Annotated in this window: 20 protein-coding genes; 5 read left to right on the top strand and 15 right to left on the bottom strand. The window is 72.4% G+C overall.

The window, feature by feature from the left end; genetic code table 11:
* Positions 1–162: 162 nt before the first annotated feature.
* The 6 genes from ACFV4N_RS04375 to ACFV4N_RS04350 form a co-directional block, all read right to left on the bottom strand.
* Complete coding sequence (locus ACFV4N_RS04375; RefSeq protein WP_499671074.1) at positions 163–3,489, bottom strand: S8 family peptidase; 3,327 nt, start codon at positions 3,487–3,489, stop codon at positions 163–165.
* 279 nt (positions 3,490–3,768) lie between these two features.
* Positions 3,769–5,358, bottom strand: coding sequence for a phosphoglycerate dehydrogenase (gene serA / locus ACFV4N_RS04370; protein WP_499671073.1), 1,590 nt, complete (start codon positions 5,356–5,358; stop codon positions 3,769–3,771).
* A 455-nt stretch (positions 5,359–5,813) separates the two neighbouring features.
* On the bottom strand, positions 5,814–6,089 hold the full coding sequence (locus tag ACFV4N_RS04365) for a DUF397 domain-containing protein (RefSeq protein WP_499671072.1): 276 nt from the start codon (positions 6,087–6,089) through the stop codon (positions 5,814–5,816).
* A 63-nt stretch (positions 6,090–6,152) separates the two neighbouring features.
* Complete coding sequence (gene ilvC, locus ACFV4N_RS04360) at positions 6,153–7,166, bottom strand: ketol-acid reductoisomerase (protein ID WP_499671071.1); 1,014 nt, start codon at positions 7,164–7,166, stop codon at positions 6,153–6,155.
* A gap of 30 nt (positions 7,167–7,196) precedes the next feature.
* Positions 7,197–7,703, bottom strand: a complete 507-nt coding sequence (ilvN, locus tag ACFV4N_RS04355) for an acetolactate synthase small subunit (protein WP_499671070.1) — start codon at positions 7,701–7,703, stop codon at positions 7,197–7,199.
* Between the two features lie 54 nt (positions 7,704–7,757).
* Positions 7,758–9,599, bottom strand: coding sequence for an acetolactate synthase large subunit (locus tag ACFV4N_RS04350; protein WP_499671069.1), 1,842 nt, complete (start codon positions 9,597–9,599; stop codon positions 7,758–7,760).
* Between the two features lie 302 nt (positions 9,600–9,901).
* Here ACFV4N_RS04350 and ACFV4N_RS04345 point away from each other — a divergent pair, with 302 nt between their 5' ends.
* The 3 genes from ACFV4N_RS04345 (at position 9,902) to ilvD (ending at position 12,746) form a co-directional block, all read left to right on the top strand.
* Positions 9,902–10,381, top strand: coding sequence for a PH domain-containing protein (locus tag ACFV4N_RS04345; protein WP_499671068.1), 480 nt, complete (start codon positions 9,902–9,904; stop codon positions 10,379–10,381).
* Complete coding sequence (locus ACFV4N_RS04340) at positions 10,378–10,824, top strand: vitamin K epoxide reductase family protein (RefSeq protein WP_499671067.1); 447 nt, start codon at positions 10,378–10,380, stop codon at positions 10,822–10,824. Before ACFV4N_RS04345 ends, ACFV4N_RS04340 begins: the two co-directional genes overlap by 4 nt.
* Before the next feature lie 77 nt (positions 10,825–10,901).
* A complete protein-coding gene (ilvD, locus tag ACFV4N_RS04335; RefSeq protein WP_499671066.1) occupies positions 10,902–12,746 on the top strand; it encodes a dihydroxy-acid dehydratase in 1,845 nt (614 codons plus the stop codon).
* Between the two features lie 102 nt (positions 12,747–12,848).
* Here ilvD and ACFV4N_RS04330 read toward each other — a convergent pair whose 3' ends face one another.
* Both ACFV4N_RS04330 and ACFV4N_RS04325 read right to left on the bottom strand, forming a co-directional pair.
* Positions 12,849–13,625 (bottom strand): DoxX family protein, encoded by a 777-nt coding sequence (locus ACFV4N_RS04330; RefSeq protein WP_499671065.1) that lies wholly within the window; start codon positions 13,623–13,625, stop codon positions 12,849–12,851.
* A gap of 72 nt (positions 13,626–13,697) precedes the next feature.
* Positions 13,698–14,639, bottom strand: a complete 942-nt coding sequence (locus ACFV4N_RS04325; RefSeq protein ID WP_499671064.1) for a 2-hydroxyacid dehydrogenase — start codon at positions 14,637–14,639, stop codon at positions 13,698–13,700.
* Between the two features lie 197 nt (positions 14,640–14,836).
* On the opposite strand from ACFV4N_RS04325, the gene ACFV4N_RS04320 reads away from it, so the two are divergent.
* On the top strand, positions 14,837–16,021 hold the full coding sequence (locus ACFV4N_RS04320) for a PQQ-dependent sugar dehydrogenase (protein WP_499671063.1): 1,185 nt from the start codon (positions 14,837–14,839) through the stop codon (positions 16,019–16,021).
* A gap of 327 nt (positions 16,022–16,348) precedes the next feature.
* On the opposite strand, the gene ACFV4N_RS04315 is transcribed toward ACFV4N_RS04320, so the two are convergent.
* From ACFV4N_RS04315 to gatC, 7 genes are all read right to left on the bottom strand, one after another.
* Positions 16,349–18,823, bottom strand: a complete 2,475-nt coding sequence (locus ACFV4N_RS04315) for a M14 family zinc carboxypeptidase (RefSeq protein WP_499671062.1) — start codon at positions 18,821–18,823, stop codon at positions 16,349–16,351.
* Between the two features lie 217 nt (positions 18,824–19,040).
* Positions 19,041–21,542, bottom strand: coding sequence for a CHAT domain-containing protein (locus tag ACFV4N_RS04310; RefSeq protein ID WP_499671061.1), 2,502 nt, complete (start codon positions 21,540–21,542; stop codon positions 19,041–19,043).
* A 219-nt stretch (positions 21,543–21,761) separates the two neighbouring features.
* Positions 21,762–22,133, bottom strand: coding sequence for a hypothetical protein (locus tag ACFV4N_RS04305; protein WP_499671060.1), 372 nt, complete (start codon positions 22,131–22,133; stop codon positions 21,762–21,764).
* Between the two features lie 383 nt (positions 22,134–22,516).
* Positions 22,517–24,019, bottom strand: a complete 1,503-nt coding sequence (gene gatB / locus ACFV4N_RS04300; protein ID WP_499671059.1) for an Asp-tRNA(Asn)/Glu-tRNA(Gln) amidotransferase subunit GatB — start codon at positions 24,017–24,019, stop codon at positions 22,517–22,519.
* Positions 24,016–24,207, bottom strand: a complete 192-nt coding sequence (locus ACFV4N_RS04295; RefSeq protein ID WP_499671058.1) for a hypothetical protein — start codon at positions 24,205–24,207, stop codon at positions 24,016–24,018. The genes gatB and ACFV4N_RS04295 overlap by 4 nt, the downstream gene beginning before the upstream one ends.
* Positions 24,204–25,718, bottom strand: coding sequence for an Asp-tRNA(Asn)/Glu-tRNA(Gln) amidotransferase subunit GatA (gene gatA / locus ACFV4N_RS04290; protein WP_499671057.1), 1,515 nt, complete (start codon positions 25,716–25,718; stop codon positions 24,204–24,206). Before gatA ends, ACFV4N_RS04295 begins: the two co-directional genes overlap by 4 nt.
* Entirely contained in the window at positions 25,715–26,014 is a 300-nt protein-coding gene (gene gatC, locus ACFV4N_RS04285) for an Asp-tRNA(Asn)/Glu-tRNA(Gln) amidotransferase subunit GatC (RefSeq protein WP_015804727.1), read from the bottom strand. Before gatC ends, gatA begins: the two co-directional genes overlap by 4 nt.
* Positions 26,015–26,224: 210 nt before the next feature.
* On the opposite strand from gatC, the gene ACFV4N_RS04280 reads away from it, so the two are divergent.
* Positions 26,225–26,878 carry an ACT domain-containing protein gene (locus tag ACFV4N_RS04280; RefSeq protein WP_499671056.1) on the top strand — a complete coding sequence of 218 codons (654 nt, stop codon included), beginning with the start codon at positions 26,225–26,227 and terminating at the stop codon, positions 26,876–26,878.
* Positions 26,879–26,935 lie beyond the last annotated feature (57 nt).

The raw sequence follows: 26,935 nt of genomic DNA, 5'->3' as shown, positions 1-26,935 counted from the left end.
GTGGAGCGTGAAAACGCACTCGGAACACCCCTACGGGGCGATGTCTCCCGGACTGCGGGACACCCGAACGGTTCAAGACCCCCGAACGGGCGTCACCCGATCCGTCTAAAAGGCTCTGGCCGGCCGGGGCAACCCCCGACCGGCCAGAGCGTGGTACGTCGATCAGTCCGCTGAGCGGTTGCCCGACTTGCCCTTCACCTTCACGACGTCGGCCTTGTCACCGGTCGCGTTGTGGTGGTGCAGGAGCAGGAGGCTGTCCGCGCCGTCGGCGGCGAGCGCCGCGGCGTCGCGGTTGACCACCAGCGCGGTGCCCGGGCGCGCCTGGTAGGACAGCGCGGCGTCGCCGCCGCCCTGCACCCACAGGCCCGGCTTGAGCGGGTCGAACGACAGCGGGCTCGGGATCGAGTCCACGAGGCCGTTGTTCGCGCCCGGCGCCAGGTAGAACCCGGCCACGCCGACCTGGTACGAGATCCGCGAGGTGTCCGCCGAGGCGTCGATGCCGAGCGCCGAGAGCAGCACCGGCAGGACCACCACGTTGGTGTCGAACACGTTGGTGTCGACGTCGCCGAACTGGCCGTTGACGCCCTGGATGTCGACCGTGGCGCCCGTGCTCAGGTCCACCGTGGTCGCGACCAGCAGGTCGGTGTCGGTCAGCTTGGTCGCGAAGACCTCGTAGTCGTGGACGCCGTCACCGTTGGTGTCGATGTCGACGAACGGCACCGTGTTGCTGCCCAGGTTGTACCAGTTGCCCCAGGTGGCGACGCCGAACGCGAGCAGCGCCTCCTCCGGGTTGCCCTGGAGCCTGGCCAGCGGCGCGGTGGACGCGACGCCGACGTAGCGCAGGTCGCCGCCCTTGGCCGTGTCGTTGAGCACGCAGTTGGTGGTGACGTTGCGGCGGCACTCCGGCAGCCTCGGCGAGGAGGCCTGGAGCTCCAGCGCGCTGACCAGCGACTGGTAGGCGCCCTGGTTGAGGCCCCGGCCGGTCAGGTTCAGCACCGCCTGGCCCTGGTTGTTCGCCTTCACGCTGCCGGGCGCGTTGATGTCGGCCACCGGCTTCGGCGCCGAGTACACCGGCACGCGCAGCGCGACCGAGGAGCCCGACTTCGGGGTGAGGACCACGCGGCCCGACGCGTCGGCCAGGAACTGGCGCGGCACGTCCAGGTGCAGCGGCTCGATCGTCGGGTCGACGGTCTTGCGCAGCGCCTTCGGGTCGTCGATCTTCAGCGTGACCTTGACCCGGGCGACGCCGCGCGGGGACACCCGCACGGTGTTCGCCGACAGCTCGTAGCGCACGCCGGGGATCTGGGTCAGGGCCTCGTAGCCGACGGTGTAGTCGACCCACTTGGTGGACTTGTTGACCACCTTGACGGTCTTGGTCAGCGACACCGGCTTGGCCACCTCGACCACGCCGAACGACGCGGAGACCGCGCCCGGGGCGTCCTCGACGAAGGCCAGGACCTGGTTCTCGACCGCGGCCTTGCCGTCGACGCGGCCGGAGCCGACGCGGTTCGGGGCGTAGGTCTCGCCACCGGCCTTCACGTCGGAGCCCGCGGAGTTCATCACCGCGGCCTTGACCTCGGCCGGCGTCCAGTCCGGGTGGACCTGGCGGACCAGCGCGGCGATGCCGGCCACGTGCGGGGCCGCCATCGAGGTGCCGGAGTTCACGAACGCCTTGCTGCCCGAGCCGACGAGCGCCGAGGCGATGGTGTCACCGGGGGCCGCCACGTCCGGCTTCACGACCGGGCCGCGCACGCCGCGCGAGGTGAACGAGCTGGGCGTGTCGGTGATCGACTGGTCGTAGGTCGGCAGCGAGGTCGCCAGGTCGCCGCCGAAGCGCACGACCAGCGTGCCCGCGTTCACGGCCGGGCGCAGCTGCGCGGTGGCCGAGCCGGTCAGCTGGAGCACCGGGATCACGGCGTTGCCCGCGATGCCGGCGTTGAAGTGCTCGAGCTGCGAGGTGAACAGCGCGCCGATCGCGCCCGCGTTGGAGGCGTTGTTGGCTCGGCCGGCCGAGCCGCACCGGCGGGTGGCGTCGTTGTCGTCCCACTCCAGCCACGCGACCTTGCCCGCCACGGCGGCCTTGTCGGCGGCCGAGAACGGCAGGCAGCCGTCGGCGTTGTTCGGGTCGCTCAGCTTCACGACCTGGCCGGTGGTGCTCACGCCCTCGAGGTTGAAGCTCTGGCTGTACTGGCCGGGCTTCGGGCCCGCCAGGTTCGCCGGGGCGGTCACCTCGACCGCGTCGCGCAGCACGTACGCGTCACGGGTGCTGGCCACGGTCAGCGCCTCGGGGGTGCTGCCCGGCGAGCCGCCGATGTCGTACAGGTCGCCGCCGTTGCCCGCCGAGAAGACGGTGAGCACGCCGGAGGCGTTGAGCTTGCGGACGAACAGGCTGTCGGGGTCGTCCGGGGCGCCGTAGTCGGAGCCCAGGGACAGGTTGACCACGTCGAGGTGGTCGGAGAAGTCGCCGTCGCCGTCGGGGTCGAGCGCCCAGTCCAGGGCCTGCGCGGTGACGTTGGTCGAACCGTCGCAGCCGAACACCTTCAGCGCGTACAGCAGGGCCTTGGGCGCGGTGCCGGGGCCGATGCGCATCGCGTCGAGCGCCTCGGGGGTGAGCTTGGTGTAGTCGCCCTCGAAGGTGCTGCCGTCGGCGTTGACGCCGAAGCCCGCCGCGGTGCCGGCGACGTGCGAGCCGTGGCCGTTGCAGTCGAGCGGGTTCGGGTCGGGCTTGGGGGTGTTGAGCGCGGGGTCGTCGCTGCCGCCGTCGTAGGCGTTGCCGACGAAGTCGTAGCCGCCGACGACCTTGGCGGTCGGGAAGTACGACGGGTCGACCTTCGTCTCGTCGATGGCCTCGAACGCCTCGATGGTGCCGGGGCCGTCGAAGTCGCTGTGGGTGTAGTCGATGCCCGTGTCGATGATGCCGATGCGGGTGTCGTCACCGAGCTTGCCGTACTGCTGCCACGCCTTGAGCGTGTTGGTCAGCTGCACGGCGCTGGAGTTCTGGCGGGTCTTCGGCACCACGGTGCGGATGGACTTCACGTCCGCGCGCTGCGCCAGCTCCCGGACCTTGGCCGCGTCGGCCTGGACGACCACGCCGGGCACGCCGTTGGCGGTCCGGTACAGCTCCTTGGTGGCGCGGTCCTTGCCCTTGAGGTCGCCGACCACGCGGTCCACGACCTTGCCGGTGTCGTTCTTCGTGGCCTTGGCGGCTTCCTTGGCCTGCTGCTTGCTCGCGCCCTGGTTGGTCTTCTCCGCGTAGGCGTCGACGGCCGGCTTGGCCTCCAGCTCGACGAACGCGGTGACGCGGCCCTGGGCGGCCGACAGCCGCTCGGAGACCTTCAACTGCAACTTGCCGGCGTCCAGCCCGCGCGCGGCGGCGACGGACGGCGCCAGCGGATCTTCCGCGGCCAGCGCCGTGCCGGTGGACGCCACGAGGAGGATCGTGGCGAACAGCGGTACGGCTGATCTGGCGAAAACGCGAGATCGGCTCACAACGTGCCCCAACCGAGGTCGGATACGACCGGGCGGGCAGCGTCGCGACGTTTTCAAGGGGGACAGCCGCCCGCGTGGTGCCGTGCCCTCTACGGCACCGGGTCAACCTCGTGGGAGGGAACCTAATCGCTCGTTCGTGTCGATCAATTAGACCGAACGAGTGACGACACCCACAGATTTGACAATCAACGGTCAACTGCAACGCCGCCGGGACCTGCGACGATATACGTCGACAAGTCCCGGCGGCGTTAGCCCGTTTCGGCGACCTCTTCCGGGTTATCAGTCGAAGTTGACCGCGCGCACCGTGCGGGCGCCGACGGCCGCGCCGATCGGGTCGAGCACGGCGGAGTCCACCGGGCGGTCCACGCGCAGCAGCATGAACGCGTCCTGGCCGTCCTTCGTCTGGCTGATCTGCGCGGCCTCGACGTTCACGCCCGCCTCGCCGAGCAGGGTGCCGACGGTGCCCATCACGCCCGGCCGGTCCGGGTACTCCAGCAGCAGCACGTTGCCCTCGGCGCGCAGGTCGAAGCTCCGGCCGTTGACGCCCACCAGCTTCTGCACCTGGTCGAGACCGGTGAGGGTGCCCGAGACGGTGATGACCGCGCCGTCCGCCTGCACCGCGCGCACGGTGAGCAGGCTGCGGTGGTTCGCGCTCTCCGCCTCCTTGACCAGGTCCACCTGCACGCCCAGCGAGTCGGCCAGCGCCGGCGCGTTGACGAAGGTGACCTGCTCCTCGACCACGCTGGAGAACACGCCGCGCAGCGCGGCCAGCGGCAGCACCGCGACGTCCTCGTTGGACAGCTCGCCGCGCACCTCGACGGTGACCGAGGTCGGGGCCTTCGCGGACAGGGCCGCCACGACCGTGCCCAGCTTCTGCGCCAGCGGCAGGTAGGGGCGGACCTCCTCGCCGACCACGCCGCCGCCCTGCACGTTCACCGCGTCCGGCACGAAGTCGCCCGCCAGGGCCAGCAGGACCGACTTGGCCACGTCCGTGCCCGCGCGGTCCTGCGCCTCGGTGGTGGACGCGCCCAGGTGCGGCGTGACGACCACGTTCGGGATGCCGAACAGCGGGCTCTCGGTGGTCGGCTCGGTGGAGAACACGTCGATGCCGGCGCCGCCGACCTGGCCCTCCTTGACCGCCTCGGCCAGCGCCTCCTCGTCGACCAGGCCGCCGCGGGCGGCGTTGACGATGATGACGCCGCGCTTGGCCTTGGCCAGCTGCTCGGCGCCGATCAGGCCCTTGGTCTCCGGGGTCTTCGGCAGGTGGATCGAGACGAAGTCGGAGCGCTCCAGCAGCTCCTCCAGCGTGACCAGCTCGATGCCGAGCTGGGCGGCGCGGGCGGCCGACACGTACGGGTCGTAGGCGATGACCGTGGTGCCGAAGGCGGCGATGCGGGCCGCGAACAGCTGGCCGATCTTGCCCAGGCCCACGACGCCGACGGTCTTGCCGTTGACCTCGACGCCGTTGAACTTGCTGCGCTTCCACTCGTGGTTCTGGAGGGTGGCGTGCGCGGCCGGGATCTGGCGGGCCGTGGCGAGCAGCAGGGCGACGGCGTGCTCGGCGGCGCTGACGATGTTGGAGGTCGGCGCGTTGACCACCAGCACGCCGCGCTCGGTCGCGGCGGGCACCTCGACGTTGTCCAGGCCCACGCCCGCGCGGGCGACGACCTTCAGCTTCGTGGTCGCCTTGAACACCTCGGCGTCGACCTTGGTGGCGGAGCGGACCAGGAGGGCGTCGGCGTCGGCGACGGCTTCGAGCAGCGCGGGACGGTCGGTGCCGTCGACGTGGCGCACCTCGATGCCTTCGCCGAAGACGTCGAGAACGGACGGTGCGAGCTTCTCGGCGATCAGGACAACGGGCTTGGTCACGGACGTCGCTCCCAGCGGTCTGGTCGGGTGGGGAGCGCGGGGCCGTCGTTGCCGGTCGTCACCCGCGCCGGCCGGCCACGGCAATGTGTCCGGGTTGTTAACGAGCATAGTCAGCCGAGCCGCCGGCGAGAACGGCGGGTCCCCCGTTTCACCTGCTGGAACGCGGTACGCACGTCCCGTTTAGACCGGTACCTCCCCCCGCGCCCGGACCAACCCGGGATGTCCGACCGGAGGACTCGCGGTGCCGGACCGGAGGACACGCGGTGTCCGACCGGAGGACACGCGGGCCCGAGCCCGAAAACCCGGCGTGTCCTCCACTCCGGCATCGCGTGTCGTCCACCGGGGCATCGCGAGTCGTACGTTCGGGACGGGTGAGTCGTACGTTCGGGACGGGTGAGTTGTGCGTTCCGGGCGCGTGAGTTGTGCGTTGGGGTCCGGGGTGGGGTGCGGTCGGGTCAGTCGGACCACGGTTCGTCGAACTCGCCGTCCTTGACGCCGAGGATGAAGGCTTCCCACTCGGCCGGGGTGAAGACCAGGACCGGGCCCTCGGGGTGGGCGGAGTTGCGCATCGCCGTGTAGGTCACGCCGTCGGTGTGCTCGACGAACGCGATCTCGACGTGCTCCTCCTCGTCCTCCGCGCCCTCGTCGCTGCGGATCCACTTGACGCCCGTGAGGTCGAGGTTGCCCCGGACGTGGGCCTTGTCGTCGTAGATCGGCGCACTGTCGGTCATGGGGCCTAGATATACCGGGGCCCGCGGTCGAAACCACGGGCCCCGGTGAAAAAACCGCTGGTATTACGCCGTTTCGGTGATGGGCCGATCGACCCACGACATGAGGCCGCGCAGCTTCTTGCCGACCTCCTCGATCGGGTGCTGCTCGCCCTCCTGCTGCAACTTCTTGTAGTTGCCGCGGCCGGCGTCGTCCTCGTTCACCCACTCGGTGGCGAAGGTGCCGTCCTGGATCTCGCCCAGGATCTTGCGCATCTCCTCCTTCACGCCGGGCGTGATCACGCGCGGGCCGCGGGTGAGGTCGCCGTACTCGGCGGTGTCGGAGATCGAGTAGCGCATCCGGGCGATGCCGCCCTCGTACATGAGGTCGACGATCAGCTTCAGCTCGTGGAGGCACTCGAAGTACGCCACCTCGGGCGCGTAGCCCGCCTCGGTCAGCACCTCGAAACCGGCCTGCACCAGCGCCGACGCGCCGCCGCAGAGCACCGCCTGCTCACCGAACAGGTCGGTCTCGGTCTCCTCCTTGAACGTCGTCTTGATGACGCCCGCCCGGGTGCCGCCGATGCCCTTGGCGTAGGCCAGCGCGAGCGCCTGGGCGTTGCCGGACGCGTCCTGCTCGACCGCGATCAGCGCGGGCACGCCCTTGCCGTCCACGAACTGCCGCCGCACCAGGTGGCCCGGCCCCTTCGGCGCGACCATGGCCACGTCCACGTTGGACGGCGCCTCGATCAGGCCGTAGCGGATGTTGAAGCCGTGGCCGAAGAACAGCGCGTCGCCGTCCTTGAGGTTCGGCGCGATGTCCTGCGCGTAGATGTGCCGCTGCGCGGTGTCCGGCGCCAGGATCATGATCACGTCGGCCTCGGCCGCCGCCTCGGCGTTGCTCAGGACCCGCAGGCCCTCCTCCTCGGCCTTGGCCGCGGACTTCGAGCCCTCGCGCAGGCCGATGCGCACGTCCACGCCCGAGTCGCGCAGGCTCAGCGCGTGCGCGTGACCCTGGCTGCCGTAGCCGATGACCGCGACCTTGCGCCCCTGGATGATGCTCAGGTCGGCATCGTCGTCGTAGAAGATCTCGACGCTCACTGGTTGGTACTCCCTTTCCTACAGCGGGTTTCAGCGCACCGCGGTCGCGGTGATGGAACGGGCGCCACGGCCGATGGCGACCATGCCGGACTGGACGATCTCGCGGAGCCCGTAGGGCTCCAGCATCCGCAACAGCGCGTCGAGCTTGTCAGACGTGCCGGTGGCCTCGACGGTGACCGCCTCCGGGGAGACGTCGACGACCTTCGCGCGGAACAGCTGCACCGTTTCGAGGACCTGGCTGCGCACCGTCGCGTCGGCGCGCACCTTGACGAGCAGGAGCTGCCGCTGCACCGAGGCGGTGGTCTCCAGCTCGACGATCTTGATGACGTTGATGAGCTTGTTGAGCTGCTTGGTGACCTGCTCCAGCGGCAGCTCGTCGACCGAGACGACGATGGTCATCCGGGAGATGTCGGGGTGCTCGGTGCGGCCGACGGCCAGCGACTCGATGTTGAAGCCGCGCCGCGAGAACAGGCCCGCCACGCGGGCGAGGACGCCCGGCTTGTCCTCGACCAGAACGCTCAGGGTGTGCTTCGTCATCATCAGTCCTAGACGTCGTCTTCGTCGTTGCGATCCCGGCCCGGCAGGCGGGCGCTACACATCGTCTTCGTCGAACAGCGGGCGGATGCCGCGGGCGGCCATGATCTCGCTGTTGCCGGTGCCGGCCGCGACCATGGGCCACACCTGGGCGTCCTTGCCGACCACGAAGTCGATCACGACCGGCCGGTCGTTGATGCCCATGGCCTGCTCGATGACCGCGTCGACCTCCTCCTTCGACTCGGCGCGGAGCCCGGCGCAGCCCATGGCCTCGGCCAGCATCTTGAAGTCGGGGATGCGGTGCTTGTGCGTGCCCAGGTCGGTGTTGGAGTACCGCTCGCCGTAGAACAGGGTCTGCCACTGGCGGACCATGCCCAGGTTGCCGTTGTTGATCACGGCGACCTTGATCGGGATGTTCTCGATGGCGCAGGTGGCCAGCTCCTGGTTGGTCATCTGGAAGCAGCCGTCGCCGTCGATGGCCCACACCTGCACGCCCGGCACGCCCGCCTTGGCGCCCATCGCGGCCGGCACCGCGAAGCCCATCGTGCCCAGGCCGCCGGAGTTGATCCAGGTGCGCGGCGACTCGTACTTCACGAACTGCGCGGCCCACATCTGGTGCTGGCCGACGCCCGCGGTGAACAGGGTGTCCGGCGGGGTCAGCGCGCCGATCCGCTCGATCACGTACTGCGGGGACAGCGTGCCGTCGTCCGGCCAGTCGTAGCCCAGCGGGAACGTCTCGCGCCACGCGTTGACCTGCTCCCACCACGGCGCCAGGTCGACCGCGCGGTTGGCGTTCTCCTTCTCCACCCGGACGGCCTCGACCAGGTCGCTGATGATCTCCTTGCAGTCGCCGACGATCGGCACGTCCGCGCGGCGGTTCTTGGAGATCTCGGCCGGGTCGATGTCGGCGTGCACGACCTGCGCGTCCGGCGCGAACGTGGACAGCTGGCCGGTGACCCGGTCGTCGAACCGCGCGCCCAGCGCGACCAGCAGGTCGGACTTCTGCATCGCGGCGACCGCGGCGACCGTGCCGTGCATGCCGGGCATGCCCAGGTGCTGCGGGTGCGAGTCGGGGAACGCGCCGCGCGCCATCAGCGTGGTCACCACCGGGATGCCGGTGGACTCGGCCAGCGCCATCAGCTCGTTCGACGCGTCGGCCTTGATGACGCCGCCGCCGACGTAGAGGACGGGCCTGCGGGCCGCGGCGATCAGCTTCGCGGCCTCGCGCACCTGCTTGCCGTGCGGCCGGGTCGTCGGCCGGTAGCCGGGCAGGCGCAGCTCCGGCGGCCAGGAGAACGCGGTCATCTCCTGGAGCACGTCCTTGGGGATGTCCACCAGGACGGGCCCGGGGCGGCCGGTGGACGCCAGGTGGAACGCCTCCGCGATCGCGCGCGGGATGTCGGCGGGGTCGGTGACCAGGAAGTTGTGCTTGGTGATCGGCATGGTGATGCCGCAGATGTCCGCTTCCTGGAACGCGTCGGTGCCGATCAGCGGGCGGCTCTGCTGGCCGGTGATGGCGACCACCGGGACGGAGTCCATGTTGGCGTCGGCGAGCGGCGTGACCAGGTTCGTCGCGCCGGGGCCCGAGGTGGCCATGCAGACGCCGACCTTGCCGGTGGCCTGGGCGTACCCGGTGGCGGCGTGGCCCGCGCCCTGCTCGTGGCGGACGAGCACGTGGCGCACCTTGGTGGAGTCCAGGAGCGGGTCGTAAGCAGGCAGGATCGTGCCGCCGGGGATGCCGAAGACCACCTCGCAGCCGACCGCTTCGAGGGAGCGGACGAGCGACTGGGCGCCGGTCACGCGGACCGGGGCGCCGCTCGGCGGGGCCGGTTTCGGCCGGGGTCCAGGGCGGGGCGACGGCGACTCGCCGGGAGCCGGTCGCGAGGTTGCGCTGGTCATCTTCTGCCTCGTGGTTAAGGGTGCACGGTCCGGGCACGAAAAAACCCTCGCCAACCCGGACGGGTAGGACGAGGGTCGCGCGTCGACGCAAGCTCGAACTGCCTAGGCGTCGACGCGCCTGGGAAGTACGAGGACGAGGTTGCGCTGCATGGCGCTGACGTTAACCGTCAAGCCCGGGGAGCGTCAACTGTGCGGGACGGCACTCCCGGATGGTGGAAACGCCGACCGGGTCGGGGCGACGGCGCGCGAGGGCCGCCGGGGCGGCGTGAAGGCGCCGAAAGGCGAGGTGGGACCATCGGGACGTGCAGAAAGTCGTGTTCCGCGTCCCCACCCCCGCCCTGCTCGCCGCGGGCCTGGCCCTCATCTGCGTGACGCCGGTGGCGTGGGCCGCGCCCGGTCTCCAGGCGCTCTACCTGCTGCCGCTGGGCTTCGCGCTGTGGGTGGTGCGCAACCGGACCGCGGTGGACGGCGAGCGGATCGTGGCGCGGAGCACGTTCGGCCGGCGCGAGGTGCCGTGGACGGACGTCAAGGCGATCAAAATTGACCCGAAGGGGTGGTTGTCGGCGGTGCTGGCGGACGACTCCCTCGTCCGGCTGCCCGCCGTGCGGGCCGGGCACCTGCCGGCGTTGTCGGCGGTCAGCGGTGGTCGGGTGGCCGACCCGACCGCGGCGCCGGCGACCTCCGGGGACGATCCCGACGCCGGACCGGAGGGGGCCGCGCCCGACCGGGAGACCGCGCCTGACCAAGAGGCAACGCCGCCGCCCGTAAAGTCCGAGGAGTGAGCCAGAACACCACCCGCGCGCTGGGCCGGGTGCCGGTGGCCAGCCTCCTGCTGTCCCTGGCCGGCCTGGCCGTCTCCACCTACCTCACGGTCGCCCACTTCCGGCAGGGCGCCCTGCTGTGCGCCGAGGGCGAGGTCATCGACTGCGGCACGGTCACCACCAGCGAGCAGTCCGAGCTGTTCGGCATCCCGGTCGCCGTGCTCGGCCTCGCGTTCTTCGCGTTCCTCACCGTCGCCACCCTGCCGTTCGCGTGGCGGGTGGGAGCGCTGCACTGGGCGCGGCTCGCGGCGGCCGGCGTGGGCGTGCTGTTCGTCGTCTACCTCGTGGCCGCCGAGTTCCTGCTGATCGGGAAGATCTGCCTGTGGTGCACCGCCGTGCACGTCATCACACTCGCGCTCGCCGCTGTGCTGGTCACGGGCGCGTTGCGACGGAGTAGCCTCTAAGGCACCGCTCCCACCCCCGGCGCCCCACCCCCGCGCCGTTCGCGAACAGCTTCCACGCAGACTTCCCTGGAGGAGCCGTGCCACCGCTCCGTTCCCGCACCACGACCCACGGCCGCAACGCCGCGGGCGCACGCGCGCTGTGGCGTGCGACCGGCATGACCGACTCGGACTTCGGCAAGCCCATCGTGGCCATCGCCAACTCCTACACGCAGTTCGTGCCCGGTCACGTGCACCTCCGCGACCTCGGGGACATCGTGGCGGAGGCGATCCGCGAGGCGGGCGGCGTGCCGCGCGAGTTCCACACCATCGCGGTCGACGACGGCATCGCCATGGGCCATAGCGGCATGCTCTACTCGCTGCCCTCGCGCGAGATCATCGCCGACTCCGTCGAGTACATGGTCAACGCGCACCAGGCCGACGCGATCGTGTGCATCTCCAACTGCGACAAGATCACCCCGGGCATGCTCAACGCCGCCATGCGGCTCAACATCCCGGTCGTGTTCGTCTCCGGCGGGCCGATGGAGGCCGGCAAGGCGGTCGTGGTGGACGGCGTCGCCGTCGCGCCGACCGACCTGATCACCGCGATCTCGGCGTCCGCCTCGCCGGACGTCGACGACGCCGGCCTGGCCGAGGTGGAGCGCTCGGCGTGCCCGACCTGCGGCTCGTGCTCGGGCATGTTCACCGCGAACTCCATGAACTGCCTCACCGAGGCGCTGGGCCTGGCGCTGCCCGGCAACGGCTCCACGCTGGCCACGCACGCCGCGCGCCGCGACCTGTTCGCGCGGGCCGGCCGCACCGTGGTCGAGCTGTGCCGGGCGTACTACGGCAACGACGACGAGTCGGTGCTGCCGCGCTCGATCGCCAACCGCCAGGCGTTCGAGAACGCCATGGCGCTGGACATGGCGATGGGCGGCTCCACCAACACCGTGCTGCACATCCTCGCCGCCGCGCAGGAGGGCGAGGTCGACTTCACGCTGGAGGACATCGACGCGCTGAGCAGGCGCGTGCCGTGCCTGTCGAAGGTGTCGCCGAACTCGGACTACCACATGGAGGACGTCCACCGGGCGGGCGGCATCCCGGCCCTGCTGGGCGAGCTGTGGCGGGCCGGCCTGCTCAACGAGGACGTGCGCACCGTGCACAGCCCCGACCTGGCGTCGTGGCTGTCGAAGTGGGACGTGCGCGCCGCGGACCCGTCGCCCGAGGCGGTCGAGCTGTTCCACGCCGCGCCCGGCGGCGTGCGCACCACGCAGGCGTTCTCCACCTCGAACCGCTGGTCGCGGCTCGACACGGACGCGGCCGGCGGCTGCATCCGCGACGTCGAGCACGCCTACACCAGGGACGGCGGCCTGGCCGTGCTGCGCGGCAACCTGGCCGAGCGCGGCGCGATCATCAAGGCGGCGGGCGTCGAGGAGGAGCTGTGGCGCTTCGAGGGGCCGGCCCGCGTGGTCGAGTCCCAGGAGGAAGCGGTCTCGGTGATCCTGAAGAAGGAGATCCAGCCCGGTGACGTGCTCGTGGTCCGCTACGAGGGCCCGGCGGGCGGGCCCGGCATGCAGGAGATGCTGCACCCGACCGCGTTCCTCAAGGGCGCGGGCCTGGGCAAGAAGTGCGCCCTGATCACCGACGGCCGGTTCTCCGGCGGCACGTCCGGCCTGTCCATCGGGCACGTCTCGCCGGAGGCGGCGGGCGGCGGCGTGATCGGCCTGGTCGAGGACGGCGACCGCATCCTGATCGACGTGCACGAGCGGCGGCTGGAGCTGCTGGTGGACGACGCGGTGCTGGCCGAGCGGCGGGCGAAGATGGACGCCTCCGAGCGGCCGTGGCAGCCGGTGGACCGGGTCCGCCCGGTCACGTCGGCGCTGCGCGCGTACGCCCGGATGGCCACCGACGCGTCCACCGGCGCGGTGCGGGACGTGAACAAGTAGGTCGTCGCCACGAGGACCGGCCGGCGGGCTCCCGTCGGCCGGTTCTCGCTGTTCAGGGCTCTTTCGCGGGACGCGTCAGACGCGCCTGGCACGTCTGATGCGTCAGCGGAACACGTAGAGGGTCGCCGTGGTGGCGCCGGCCGCGAGCAGCAGGCACAGGAAACCCGCCACCAACGGGTGACGGAACCAACCGCGGTTGTAGTCGAGCGCCGCCCGGCCCGGTCCGGCGAACAGCAGGCCGAACGCCATCGCCGCATACGCGACCTCCAGCTCCACGCCGTTGGGCGCGAAGAACCCGCCCCGGAACTTCAGCGCGACCACGTTCGCCATCACGCCCAGCACCCCGGCCGCCGCCAGCGGCGTGAACAGGCCCAGGACCAGCAGGCCGCCGCCCGCCAGCTCGGTGACGCCGGTGACCCACGCCAGGATCCGCGCCTCCCGGAACCCGGCCGCCTGGAGGTACCGCTCGAACCCGTCGATGCCCGGCCCGCCGAGCAGGCCGAACACCTTCTGGAGGCCGTGCGCGACGAACGCGCCGCCCAGCGCCAGGCGCAGCACGAGCAGGCCCAGGTCGGCGCTGCCGCTCCACCCGAACGGCTTGCGCTCGTCCTCGTCGTCGTAGTGCGCGGGCTCCCGGTCCAGGTCGGCGACCGGCGTGTACCCGGTCGTGTCGAAGCTCTGGGTGTCCCTGTCGAAGGCGTCCCGGGTGGAGGTGTCCTGGTAGGCGTCCTGGTGGGTGTCCTGGTAGGCGTCCGGGGTGAACGCGTCCCGACCGGACGACCGGGTGCCGTCGTCGAAGTGGTGCGCCCCTCCGGTCGGGTAGCCCCGTGAGCCGGAGTAGCCGCCCGAAGCACCGGAGCGGTCGTCGTGAGTAGCCACGCACCCGCACGTTAGGAGGTTCGGCCGACTACCGCGAGCGTCCGTTCCGCAGCTCGAATTAAGCCGAACGGGCTAATAATCTCCCCTGACCAGGTTGGCCGGCTCCTCACCGCGAGCGAACCGTGCCACCTCGGAGGCGACGACCGCGTAGGCGCGCTCGGCGTGACCCGTGCAGCTGCCCGCCACGTGGGGGGTGAGGAACAGGCCGGGCGCCGACCACAGCGGGTGGTCGGCCGGCAGCGGTTCCGGGTCGGTCACGTCCAGCGCCGCCCGCAGCCGGCCCGAGCCGAGTTCGGCCAGCAGCGCGTCGGTGTCGACCACGGGCCCGCGCGCGGCGTTGACCAGGATCGCGCCGTCCTTCATCCGGGACAGGAACCCGGCGTCGACCATCCCGGTGGTCTCCGCGGTCAGCGGCACCACGAGCAGCACCGCGTCGAACCCGCCCAGCAGGTCGGGCAGTTCGTCCACGCCGTGGACACCGGGCCGGGCCGAGCGGCCGACCATGGTCGCGGTCGCCCCGAACGGCTCCAGCCTGCGGCGGAACTGCTCACCGAGGTCGCCCGCGCCCACCACGAGCACCCGCTTGTCCTGCAACGTCTCCGTCCGGTGGTAGTCCCAGCGCCGCTCCTGCCGGGCCCGCTCGAACACCGGGAAGTCCCGGTAGACGGAGAGCAGCGCGCCGATCGCCCACTCCGCCGTGCTGCCGCCGTGCGCGCCGCGGCACGTGGACAGCAGGACCCCGTCGGGCACCACCCCGATGAACCGCTCCGCACCGGCCGACAGGAGTTGGACCAGCTTGAGCGCGGGCAGTCGGGCGAACACCTCGGTCGGGTCGGTGCCCTGGAGGAACTTCGGCACCAGCACCTCGGCACGCGCCGCCTCGTCCGGCAGCGGGTGGCCGGGCTCGTAGCGGACGGGCCGGACGCCCTCCACCTCGGACAGCACGCGAACACCCAGGTCGTCGGGCACCAGCACGGTCAGCTCGTTGTCGGTTCCACGGTGGAGCAGCGTCACACCAGGCACGTTACGGCACGCCGGCTCCCCCACCGCCCCGCAGACCCAGGCCCACGGACCCGCACCCACGAACCCTCGCCCACCCCACGGCCGCCCCTTTCTCCCTCCCCTGTCTCCCTCCCCTGTCTCTCTCCCTTGTCTCTCTTCCCTGGTGTCACTCACCTCGCGTTCACGACCGCGCACCTAGTCTGGGTGGCGTGTCGCGACTGCGTGGAGTGCTGATCGGTTCGGCTCTGGGCCTGCTGGCCGCGGGCTGCGCGAGCTTCCCCGAGCAGCCGGCGCCGGCGGAGTGGAGCCCGGCCCAACAGTTGACGCCGCAGGCGGGTCCGCGCCCCGAACTGCCCGGCGAGCTGCCGCGCAGCCCTCAGGACCAGCAACCGGGGCAGTCGCCGACGCCCATCCCGCCACCGGAGGGGTGCAAGGACTTCAGCCCGGCCGTGGTCGCGACGTGCCTGGACCCGCTGTCCGGCGTGGCGCTGGTCGACGTGAACCAGTCCACCGGTGCGGTGACCGCCCTCGCCACCGAACGTGCCAGCGGCAGGTTGCTGCGCGTGACCAAGGACGTGGACCCGGTCGAGCTGGCGAAGTTCGACGTGGACGCCACCACCGGCGGCGGCCTGACCGGCCTGACCCTGTCCCCGACCTACGCCGAGGACCAACTGGTCTACGTCTACGTGACGACGGCCACCGACAACCGGGTGATGCGGGTAGCACCGGGTGACGTGCCGAAACCGGTGCTGACCGGCATCCCCAAGGGTCCCTCGGGCAACCGGGGCGTCCTCACCTACGACCGCACCGGCGCGCTCCTGGTGGCGACCGGCGACGCGGGCAACCCGGCGCTCGCCGCCGACCCGAACTCGCTGGCCGGGAAGGTCCTCCGCATCGACGGCTCCGGCCAACCGGCACGCGGCAACCCGACGGCGGGCTCCCGGGTGCTGGCCGGCGGGCTGCGCTCACCGGGCGGCCTCTGCGTGTCGGGCGACGGCACGAAGACCTGGGTGACCGACGCCGGCACGTCCGCCGACCTGCTCTACCGCGTGGACCCGGGCAAGCCCCTGGGCGACCCGGCGTGGTCCTGGCCCGAACGCCCCGGCGTCGGCGGGTGCGCGGCGATGTCGGACGTGGTGTGGCTGGCGACGTCCGCGACACCCGGCACCCTCTCGCTACCGATGAGCCCGGACGGCAGCTTCACCGGCAAGCCGGAAGTGGCGATGGACGGCGAGGACGGCTTCGGGCGGCTCGGGCCGATGGTGGCGCTGGACGACCAGACCGCGCTGGTGGGCACCGTGAACAAGGCCCCCGGTGGTTCACCGGTGTCCAGCGACGACCGGGTGGCGATCCTCGTGCGCCAAACGGGCGGCGGCAACGGCGGTCGGGACTAGGTCGGCCGGGGACTAGGTCGGCCGGGGACTAGGTCGGCCGGGGACTAGGTCGGCCGGGGACCGGGTCGGCCGGGGACTGACCAAGTCGGCCGGGGACCGGGTCGGCGGGGATTGGGCCAGGATCCCGTACAGGTGGTGTCCGTGCTGTCCGGGGTCGTGGTGGGTGGTTGTGCGGGTGTGGGGTGTGGTCGGCGGCTCCATTTCATTTCCAACCGATGATCGGTGACGGTGTTTTCGTACATTCTCGGGCCATCTTCACCCGAAAGTGCGAGGTGGACGTGTGCCGGGACAACCGATGGCGGCCGGCCCGGGCAGCGAAATCCCCGATCATTGTGCCGTGCGGTAAATGGCGTCGGCTACCTGCCAGTACAACCCTTTCGGGTGGTCTCGGAACAGCGGTTCCGTGCCGAACAGCACCGCCCTCGCTCCGCGTGCCGACGTGCCGGCCACCACCGCCGCCCGTCCCGCCGCCTGCTCCTGCCCGCCCGAACCGTCCTCGCGGGACGTCCAGTGCCCGGCCACCAGGCCCCCGTAGCGCTGCACCACCTCCACCCCCGCGCCCAGGTCGGTGAACCAGTGCGGGGCGTACACGAACGTGTGAGTCCGGTGGCCGGTTGCGCCTTCGACCTCCACCACGCCGTTCGCGTCTTCCTTGCCCGCCACCGCGCGCACCGGGAGCACCCCGGTGTCGCCGTTGAACCGCGCGCCCGTCGCGCCCCTCGTCACCACGCCGCCCCGGGTCAGGAACGCGTCCACCCCCGCCCGCGCCTCCTCGTCCAACTGGTCGTACCTGAGGCCCGACGACACGAACAGCACGTCCACCCGCGACAGGTCGAAGCCGTCGTTGAGGACGGCGGTCGACACCGGGCGCACGTCGAAACCCATGTCGCGCAACGCTTTCAGCTCGTCGGACGCCACGGCGGCGGCCACCGCGACCGGGCGCAGCGGGGCACCTCCGGGCCTCCCCCGCGTGAACCGCACGCCGTGGCGGTCGGCTACCGCCTCGACGGTCGCGCGGGCCGCGGCGGGTGCCACGACCGTGCCGTCCTCGTGCCGCCGGAGGCGGACGCCGTGGCCCAGGAGGTCGTTCACGGCCGCGGCGTCCTTCCCGTCCGCGAGGGTGAGGGCGAAGCCGTCGGCGGACGTGGCGGGGACCGAGCCGGTGGGTGACGCGGCGACCACGTCGCGGCCCGGCACGTCCAGCCGGCCCGAGCGCACCACGTCCACGGACGCGCCCCACAGCAGGCGGTGGCTCCAGCCCGAGATGTCGTACATCACCGGCACGTCGGCGGACAGGTCCCGGCCCTGTTCCAGCATCACGTTGGCCAGCGCGCGCTTCGGCTGGCGCATGTCCACCACGTACGACCCGACCGGGTAACGCCGGCCACCGAGCGTGAAGGGGCGGTCGGCACGTTTCACCCGTACGTCGTGCGCCACCAGGTGATCCACCAGCCTCGCGGAGGCGGGGCCGGAGCGCTGGCGGTCCCCGACCGGGATCACGTACGCGCGCGGGAACTCCGTGGTGTACCTGTCCTCCGGCCCGAAGCCCGGCACGATCCCGTCCGGCACGTGCCGCTGCGGCTCGCCCGCCGCCCCGCGCCGGAACAGCTCGACCTGGTTGTCCACCATCGACGTCCGGTTGTCGCGCACGTACGCCAGCGCGCCCCGGATGGTCGCCTCCACGACGTCGGTGTTGATGCCCGAGCGCCGACGCAGCTCGGTCACCGGCTGTGTCTCGTAGTCGCCCCGGTTCACCCTCATGGGGATCTCGACCGTGTAGGACACGGCGCCGTGGTACATCGCGTACTGGGCCGTGTAGATCGGCGCCCAGCCGTCCCACACGCCCGGTTCGTAGTCGCGGAACGGGATCTCGGGACGCGCCGCCTCGGGGTGGCCGAGGGCCTTCACCGCCTGCTCGATGCGCAGCCCGCCGGCGTAACCGTGCCGGATGTAGAGGTCGAAGTCGTAGTTCTGGCCGTGCGGCGGCGTGGTCGGCTCGATCAGCGTGTTCGCCACGTACCCGTGCTGGTCGAGCACCAGCACGGGCTGGAGGCGCCGCGCGAGGTCGCGCATCACCCGCGACTCGGGCTGCGACGAGGTCACGAAGTCCCGGTTCAGGTCGAACCCGCTCGCGTTGGCGCGCGTCCCGGCCACGCGCCCGTCCGGGTTCGCGGTGAGGTTGACGTGCACGCGGTGGCGGTTGAGGAACTCCAGCGCCCCCCGGTCGCGGGTGAGGGCCAGGTCCTCGATCACGCGCAGGGCGCCGTCGGTGCCCTCCCACTCGTCGCCGTGGATGTTGGCGTTGATCCAGATCGGCGCTTTGTAGGCGTGGCGCAGCAGGACGTCGCGGCTCGCGGCCACCGGGTTGTTCTCGATCTTCTCGCGCCACGCGTCCTGGCGCCGGGCCTCGGCCGGGGTCTCGGGCGCGGTGAGGGTCACGAGGTAGAGGTCGCGGCCCGCGGCGGACTGGCCGATCACCTCGACGGAGACGCGGTCGCTGCGGCGCTGGAGGTCGTTGAGGCGCGGCGCGAGCGAGTGGTACGGCGCGAGGCCGAGCTTGATCGACTTGTCGGTGGGGTGCTCGGGGAACTCGCGGAGCAGCGTGCGGCGCGGGTGGCCCTGGACGGCCTCGGGCCGGTTCTCGCCGCGTGCGGCGGTGGTGGCCGGTGGCAGGTCGACGGCGGCGACCTGGTGGCGCTCCGGGCCGTTGCCCGGCTCGCCGCCCCGGCCGACCGGGGGCGCGGCGGTGGCGGGTGTGGTCATCGTGGCCAGCAGCACCACCGTCAGCAGCAGCGAGCGCACCGGGCCCTCCGATCGCCGGGGGAATTCACCTCTTCCCTGGGTAGTCGGTGGGTGCTTCGCGGGTCAACCGGTCGAAAGGCTGGTTGATCACGTCAGGGGGCGCGCGGTGCCCCACCGGACGACGCGCAACACCCCAGTGGACGACACGCGATGCCGGAGCGGACGACACGCGATGCCGGACCGGAGGACACGCGATGCCGGAGCGGAGGACACGCGGTCAGCCGGAGCCCAGGCAGACGAAGGGGCGGCGCAGCGGGTCGGCGGCCACCGCGTCGGCCAGGGCCACCGCCGGTGACGCGCCGGCCGAGAGGTTGCGGTGGAAGTCGGCCATCGCCGCCGCCGACGGCTGGTCGCCCACCTTGCTGGACGCGGCGATCACCGTGCGCGCGCCGCCGGCCAGCAGCGCGCCCGCGAACCCCAGGGGCTCGTCGCCGGGCCGCACGCGGTTGAGCGCCAGCTCGCACGCCGCCAGCACCACCTGGTGCGGCGGGCGGCGCACGCGGCCGACCTCGTGCGCGAACAGCGCCCCGTCGACCAGCTCCAGCCGCGAGAACAGCGCGTTCTCCGGTTCGTGCTCGCCGTGCGCGGCGATGTGCGCCAGCCGGATCCCGTCGAGCGCCTCCAGCACCGCGCCGACCTTCGCCTCGGTCACGCCGAGCAGCCTGGCGTCGCCGTGGTAGCTCGCGAGCACGTCGATCTCGCCCTGCGCGGCCTGGAGGCCGGGTCCGCGCACCAGCAGCACCCCGCCCGCCGGCTGCCGGTCCTCGCGCGCCGCCGACACCCAGGCGGTCGCCGACGGCACGGCCGCGGTGGGGCGGTTCGCGCACGTGGGCAGCACGCCCCACGGCACCACGTACAGCGCGCCGGTGGGCACGACGACCAGTTCGCGGTCGCCGATCATCGGGGCCAGGGGGTGCAGCAGGGCCCGGTCGAGCTTCTCCGCCTCGCGCCGCGCGGACGCCGAGATGACCCCGGCCAGCGGGGCGGGCAGGTGGTCGGGGGCGAGGGCGTTGAGGTCGGCGTGCAGGCGGCGCGCGCCCTCGGTGGCCGCGGCGGCGGAGCCGAGGCGCACCAGCCGCACCCGGTCGTCGACCAGCACGACGGCGGTCAGCTCGTCGCCGGTGGTGGCGTAGCTGACCATGGCCCGCCCGCCCAGCCGGGACAGCACCTCCTCGGCCGTGACGACCGGGCGGGGCGTGCCCCAGGGGTTGGCGCCCCAGCCGAGCTGGTTGGCGGCGCGCTGGCCCGCCTTGAGCAGCACCTCCAGCCGTTCGGTCGGCAGGCCGTCCAGCCGGGCCCGCAGCAGGGCCCGGCTCAGCCGCCGCACCTCGGCGATCCGCTCGCCCAGCTCCGAGTCCGCGGTGGACTCGACCGGGTCGTACCGGTAGAGCTGGGCGCGGGTGCGCTCCAGCCAGGTGAACAGCCGCTTGGCGTTGGCGGTGGAGTCGTCGCCGGCGAGCACCAGGCGCACGGCCAGCTCGCCCAGTTCGCGGCCGTGCACGGCGGTGCCGGACAGCAGTTCCAGCCCGCCCAGCCGGTCGCGCATCCGGCCCAGCTCCGCGAGCCCGGCCTTGGCCTGGGCCAGCGCCACCCGCCGGTTGCCGCGGGCGAGGGCCAGTTCGGCCCGGCACAGCCGCAGCAGCATCCGGTGGTCGATGGGCGTGATCCGGCGCGTCTTCGGCACGCCGCGCAGGAGTTCGCCCGCCCGGTCGGGCGCGCCGCGGCGGATCTCCACGCGGGCGGCCAGGACCAGCGCGAACGCGGCCTGGTCGGCCAGTTTCAGGGTGGCCAGCTCGGCGGACAGCGCGACCGCCCGCGCCACCACGGCGGCGGACGGCCGGCGCGACTCCAGCGCCCGCGACACGTCCACGCGCAGCGCGATCAGGCCCGCCACCGCCGCCCACGCCGGGCTGCCGCGCCGCAGCAGCTTGCGCTGCGCCGCGCCGGCCATCCGCTTGGCCAGCACGAGGTCGCCGTCCTGGAGGGCCGCCGCGGCGCGGAACAGCTCGGCCTCGGCGACGTCCTGCCCGATGCGCTGGCGGCGCAGCTCGGGCAGCACCTCGTCGAGCAGCCGACCCGCCTCGTCGGAGAGGCCGACGCTGATCATGGCCTCGGCCTGGTCGATGCGCAGGCGCAGCAGCAGGCCCGGTTCCAGCTCCTGGAAGGCGCGGCCCGCCTCCCGGTAGTGGCGCAGGGCGGCGGGGATGTCGCCGGCGCGCTGCACGACGTTGCCCAGCGCGTGCTTGGCGATGGCCGCGCGCACCGGCAGGTCGTGGGTGCGGGCGAGGGCCACGGCGCGGTCGAGGTCGCGGACCGCCCGGTCGACGCGGTGCACCTCGCCGTGCGCGTTGCCGCGGTTGGACAGCGCGAGCGCGAGCATGTCCACGGCCTCGGGGTCGGGGTCGGTGCTGCGCGCGAGGCGGCGTTCGCTGCGGTCGACCTCCAGGTCGAGTTGCGCGATGCCCTCGTCGACCCGGCCCACGCGGCACAGCAGGGCGGCGCGGTTGAGGTTGACCTTGGTGGACAGCTGCGCCCGCAGCTCCTCGTCCCGCAGGCCGGCCAGCTCCTGGTCCACGCCCGCGAGCTGGGTCAGGCCGTCGTCGACCTTGCCGGTCTCGGCCAGGCAGAACGCGAGGGTGTTCAGCAGCCGGATGCGGACCTCGAGGCGTTCCTGCGGGTCGATGCCGGGCACTTCCAGCAGGGCGAGGCCGCGGCGCATCGACCGGATGGCGGAGGGGTGGCGGTCCGCGGTCGCGGCGTCCAGCGCGTCGCGGTGCGCCAGGCGCGCGGATGCGACGGCTCTGTCGGGGTCGTCGGAGTCGCGCTTCCCGCGTCTTCCACTTGCGGATGAATGCGCAGGCACGTTCATATGAGATCACACACAGCAAGCGGGTGCCGCCGGCTGACCGGGGGCACCCGCCGCGCCTTCACCGAGGCGTCACTTGGTGGTGGTGGCCGCCGCCGGTTCGTCGGTGGTGGGCTTGTACGGGCCGCCGTTGGTCTCCACCGGGTCGCCGGTGGGCTTGTAGGGGCCGCCCATCGGGGTGACCACGGGGTCGCTGGTCGGCTTGTAGGGCCCGCCGGTCGGGGTGACCACGGGGTCCTCGACCGGCAGGCGCGGGTCGAGGCCGAGGTCGGTGTCGAGGCCGGCGCCGAGGTCGGGGTTCAGGCCGGCGCCGAGGTCGGGGTCGAGGTCGGCGACGGGGGCCGGCGGCAGGTCCTCCTCGACGACCGCTTCGATGATCTCGTCCTCGAGGGCGTCCCCGATGGAGTTGATCTCGGCGACGAGCTTGGGATCGGTTCCGGGCATGACGTTGTCCTCCCCTGCAACGGCCCCTCGGGACGGGGCACCGACGGCGGGCGTCCGGCGGTCCTCCCCGACCAGCCGAACGGGCCCAAGCCTGACACAGATGGACGCAGCCGGGAGGAGGGAATTCACCGAGAGCGACGAAGTAAGTGATCAAGCCCACGTCTGACCAGCACCGGAACCCAAGTCCCGCAAGCGTTACCACTCGAACGGTCTAATGCGTTAACAGAATGCAGCCACCCTGGGGCCGCAATACGGGTACTCCGACCGGTCCACCCGGACCGGAATGCCGCCGCTCCGGGCCCTGCCGCCACGCCCCGTGACCCGTCCGGGGGAACGCGAGGGGGCGGCACCCGATCGGGTGCCGCCCCCTTCCGGCGCACCGCTCAGGAGCAGCGCGCGATGACCAGTTCCCGCACGCGCTTGGCGTCCGCCTGGCCCTTCGTCGCCTTCATCACCGCGCCGACGATCGCGCCCGCCGCAGCGACCTTGCCGTCGCGGATCTTGGCGGCCACGTCCGGCTGCGCGGCCAGCGCCTCGTCCACCGCCTTCTCCAGCGCCGAGTCGTCCGAGACGACCTTGAGGCCGCGGGCCTCGACCACGGCCTCCGGCTCGCCCTCGCCGTCGAGCACCGCGTTGACGACCTCGCGGGCGAGCTTGTTGGTCAGCTCGCCGGAGTTCACCAGCGCCACCACCCGGGCCACCTGCGCCGGGGTGATCGCCAGCCCGGCCAGCTCCACGCCGCGGTTGTTGGCCTGCTGCGGCAGGTAGGACACCCACCACGACCGGGCCTCGGCCGGGGTCGCCCCCGCCGCGACCGTCGCCGCCACCAGGTCCAGCGCGCCGGTGTTGACCAGGTCGCGCAGCTCGGCGTCGGTCAGGCCCCACTCCCGCTGCACGCGCCGGCGCAGCTCCCACGGCAGCTCGGGCAGCGTGCCGCGCAGCTCCTCGACCCACTCCCGCGACGGCGCGATCGGCACCAGGTCGGGTTCCGGGAAGTACCGGTAGTCCTCGGCCGTCTCCTTGGTGCGCCCCGACGACGTGCTGCCGGTCGACTCGTCGAAGTGCCGGGTCTCCTGGGTGATCGTGCCGCCGGCCGCCAGCACCGCGGCCTGCCGCGTCATCTCGAACCGCACGGCCCGCTCGACGCTGCGCAGCGAGTTGACGTTCTTCGTCTCGGTGCGGGTGCCGAACTCGGACGCGCCCTTGGCCATCAGCGACACGTTCGCGTCGCACCGCAGCGAGCCCTGGTCCATCCGCACGTCCGACACGTCCAGCGCCTTGAGCAGGTCGCGCAGCGCGCTCACGTACGCCCGCGCCACCTCCGGCGCGCGCTCGCCCGTGCCCGTGATCGGCTTGGTGACGATCTCGATCAGCGGCACGCCCGCCCGGTTGTAGTCCAGCAGCGAGTGCTCGGCGCCGTGGATGCGGCCCGTCGCGCCGCCGACGTGCAGCGACTTGCCGGTGTCCTCCTCCATGTGCGCGCGCTCGATGTCGACCCGCACGACCTCGCCGTCGTCCAGCACCACGTCGAGCCAGCCGTTGAAGGCGATCGGCTCGTCGTACTGCGAGGTCTGGAAGTTCTTCGGCATGTCCGGGTAGAAGTAGTTCTTCCGGGCGAACCGGCACCACTCGGCGATCTCGCAGTTCAGCGCCAGGCCGATGCGGATCGCCGACTCCACCGCCTTGCCGTTGACCACCGGCAGCGAGCCCGGCAGGCCCAGGCACGTCGGGCACACGTGGGTGTTCGGCTCGCCGCCGAACAGGTTCGCGCACCCGCAGAACATCTTGGTGTTGGTGTGCAGCTCGACGTGCACCTCCAACCCCAGCACCGGGTCGAAGCGCTCGATGACCTCGGCGTAGTCCATCAGCTCGTCCACCGACGTCATGCCTTCCCGCCCTTCCGCAGATCCCGCACGGCCAGCGCCGCGCCCGTGATCGCCACCAGGATGCTCGCCGCCGCGTTGGCCAGGGCCAGCTTGTCGTTCTTGCCGCGGGCGGACTTCAACGTGGAGAACGCGCTGGTGGCCGCGCCCGCGGCGCCGACCAGCGACAGGAACGTCCGCGCCCGCTTCACCGCGCCACCGCCGGCTCCGGCGCGCCCAGGATCAGCGGCGAACCGGCCGCCGCGTCCCTGGCCACCTCGTAGGCCGCCGCCACCCGGTACATGCGGTGGTCCTGGAGCGCCGGGGCCATGACCTGGAGGCCCACCGGCAGGCCGTCCTCGTCGGACAGTCCACTCGGGACGCTCATGGCGGCGTTGCCGGCCAGGTTGGCGGGGATCGTGCACAGGTCCGCCTTGTACATGGCCATCGGGTCGCCGGTGCGCTCGCCGATCCGGAACGCCGTGGTCGGCGTGGTCGGCGAGACCAGCACGTCCACCGTGGCGAACGCCTGCTCGAACTCGCGCGAGATCAGCGTCCGGACCTTCTGCGCCGACCCGTAGTAGGCGTCGTAGTAGCCCGACGACAGCGCGTAGGTGCCGATCATGATGCGCCGCTTCACCTCGGGCCCGAAGCCCGCCTCGCGGGTCAGCGACATGACCTCCTCGGCGCTGCGGGTGCCGTCGTCGCCGACGCGCAGGCCGTAGCGCATGGCGTCGAAGCGGGCCAGGTTCGAGGACGCCTCGCTGGGCGCGATCAGGTAGTAGGCGGGCAGCGCGTAGTCGAAGCTCGGGCAGGAGACCTCGACGATCTCCGCGCCGAGCTGCTTGAGCTGCGCCACGGCCGCCTCGAAGCTGCGCAGCACGCCCGGCTGGTAGCCCTCGCCGCTGAACTGCGTGACCACGCCGACGCGCACGCCCGACAGGTCGCCGTTCGCGCCCTCGCGGGCCGCGGCGACGACCGGCGGCACGGGGGCGTCGACCGAGGTCGAGTCCAGCGGGTCGTGCCCGGCGATGACCTCGTGCAGCAGGGCCGCGTCCAGCACCGTCCGCGCGCACGGCCCCGCCTGGTCCAGCGAGGAGGAGAACGCGACCAGGCCGTACCGGGAGACGCCGCCGTAGGTGGGCTTCACGCCGACCGTGCCGGTGACCGCGCCGGGCTGGCGGATCGAGCCGCCGGTGTCCGTGCCGATCGCCAGCGGCGCCTCGAACGCGGCCAGCGAGGCCGCCGAGCCGCCGCCGGAGCCGCCCGGGATGCGGTCGGTGCCCCACGGGTTGCGGGTCGGGCCGTAGGCCGAGTTCTCGGTCGACGAACCCATGGCGAACTCGTCCATGTTCGTCTTGCCGAGGATCACGATGCCCGCCTCCTTGAGGCGGCGGGTGACCGTGGCGTCGTAGGGCGGGCGCCAGCCTTCGAGCATCTTCGAGCCGCACGTGGTGGGCACGCCCTCGGTGGCGAACACGTCCTTCAGGGCCAGCGGCACGCCGGCCAGCGGGCCGACCTCGGCGCCGGCGGCGACGTCGTCGTCCACCTTCTTCGCCGCGGCCAGCGCGCCCTCGGTGTCGACGTGCAGGAACGCGTGCACCGCGCCGTCGACCTCGGCGATCCGGTCGAGGTGGGCCCGCGTGACCTCCACCGCGGAGACCTCGCGGCGCGCGATCTTGGCCGCCAGCTCGGCGGCGGTGCTGCGGATCAAGTCGCTCATGCTTCCTCACCCAGGATGCGGGGGACGCGGAAGCGGCCTTCCTCGGCGGCGGGGGCGCCCGCCAGCGCCTGCTGCTGACCGAGGCTGGGACGCACCACGTCCTCGCGGAACACGTTGGTCAGCGGAACGGCGTGCGAAGTGGGCGGGATGTCCGCGGTGGCGATGTCGCCCACCGTGGCCACCGACTGGAGGATCACGTCCAACTGGCCGGCGAACAGGTCCAGCTCGTCGTCGGTGACGGCGAGCCTCGCCAGGCGGGCCAGGTGCGCGACCTCGTCGCGGGAGATGCTGGGCACCTCGTCAACCCCCGGGGGTCTGGTTTTCTCGGATTTTGGACCCACCGAGTCTATTGGCTGGTCAGGGCGGCCTCGTACCGGGTTACCCGCGCTCGCGCGCGTGGGGGCGCGATTTTACCGGTGCGCAACGCCCCTGGTGGGTCGGAAAGCGAAGCTGCGTCTGCGAGAATCAGCGGCCGGCAAGTCCGTTCCAGCCTGGAGGCGTGCACCGTGTCCTTCCTGATCCGGGTCCAGCTCCCGGACCGTCCCGGCACCCTGGGAGCCGTCGCCTCCGCGCTCGGCGAGATCGGGGCCGACATCCTCAGCGTGGACGTGGTGGAGCGCGGCGCCGGGCTGGCCATCGACGACCTGGTGGTCGAGCTGCCCTCCGGCAGGCTGCCGGACGTGCTCATCACGGCGGCCGAGTCCATCGAGGGCGTCGAGGTGGACGCGGTGCGGCCGTACGCGGGCGTGCTGGACACCCACCGCGAGCTGGAGCTGGTGGAGGAGGTCGCGGAGGAGCCCGCGCACGGGCTGGCGGTGTTCACCGAGGGCGTGCCGAAGATCATCCGGGCGGGGTGGGCCGTGGTGGTGTCGTGGGACGGCGCCGCGGTGCGCCTGCTGACCGCGTCGTCCGCCGCGCCGGAGGCGGGCCTGCCGTCGCCGCCGTGGCTGCCGCTGGCGCGGGCGACCGTGCTCGACGGCGACGACGACTGGGTGCCGGAGACCTGGCGCGAGCTGGGGACCGAGCTGGCCGCCACGCCGCTGGGCAAGCCGGACCGGGTGCTGCTGGTGGGGCGGCCCGGCGGGCCGATGTTCCGGGCGGCGGAGGTGGCGCGGCTGGCGCACCTGGCCGGGATCGTGTCGGTGGTGCTGCCCGACTAGGGGTTGCCGCCGGACCGGGGGTGCTGCCGAGTGGGGGTTGCCGGATGGGGGTTGCCG

The sequence above is a fragment of the Actinosynnema sp. NPDC059797 genome (assembly GCF_042732085.1).
Lineage (GTDB): Bacteria > Actinomycetota > Actinomycetes > Mycobacteriales > Pseudonocardiaceae > Actinosynnema.
Note: the sequence above shows the minus strand (reverse complement) of the source record. Positions and strands in the feature narration are given on the sequence as shown.

What these genes read in the sequence shown, in the direction of transcription:
- ACFV4N_RS04350 (WP_499671069.1), bottom strand. Translation starts at nt 9,599, where the DNA reads ATGACCAGCGCAACCTCGCGACCGGCTCCCGGCGAGTCGCCGTCGCCC.
- gatB (WP_499671059.1), bottom strand. Translation starts at nt 24,019, where the DNA reads ATGACGTCGGTGGACGAGCTGATGGACTACGCCGAGGTCATCGAGCGC.
- ACFV4N_RS04305 (WP_499671060.1), bottom strand. Translation starts at nt 22,133, where the DNA reads ATGCCCGGAACCGATCCCAAGCTCGTCGCCGAGATCAACTCCATCGGG.
- ilvN (WP_499671070.1), bottom strand. Translation starts at nt 7,703, where the DNA reads ATGACGAAGCACACCCTGAGCGTTCTGGTCGAGGACAAGCCGGGCGTC.
- ACFV4N_RS04310 (WP_499671061.1), bottom strand. Translation starts at nt 21,542, where the DNA reads ATGCGCCGCGGCCTCGCCCTGCTGGAAGTGCCCGGCATCGACCCGCAG.
- ACFV4N_RS04365 (WP_499671072.1), bottom strand. Translation starts at nt 6,089, where the DNA reads ATGACCGACAGTGCGCCGATCTACGACGACAAGGCCCACGTCCGGGGC.
- gatA (WP_499671057.1), bottom strand. Translation starts at nt 25,718, where the DNA reads ATGAGCGACTTGATCCGCAGCACCGCCGCCGAGCTGGCGGCCAAGATC.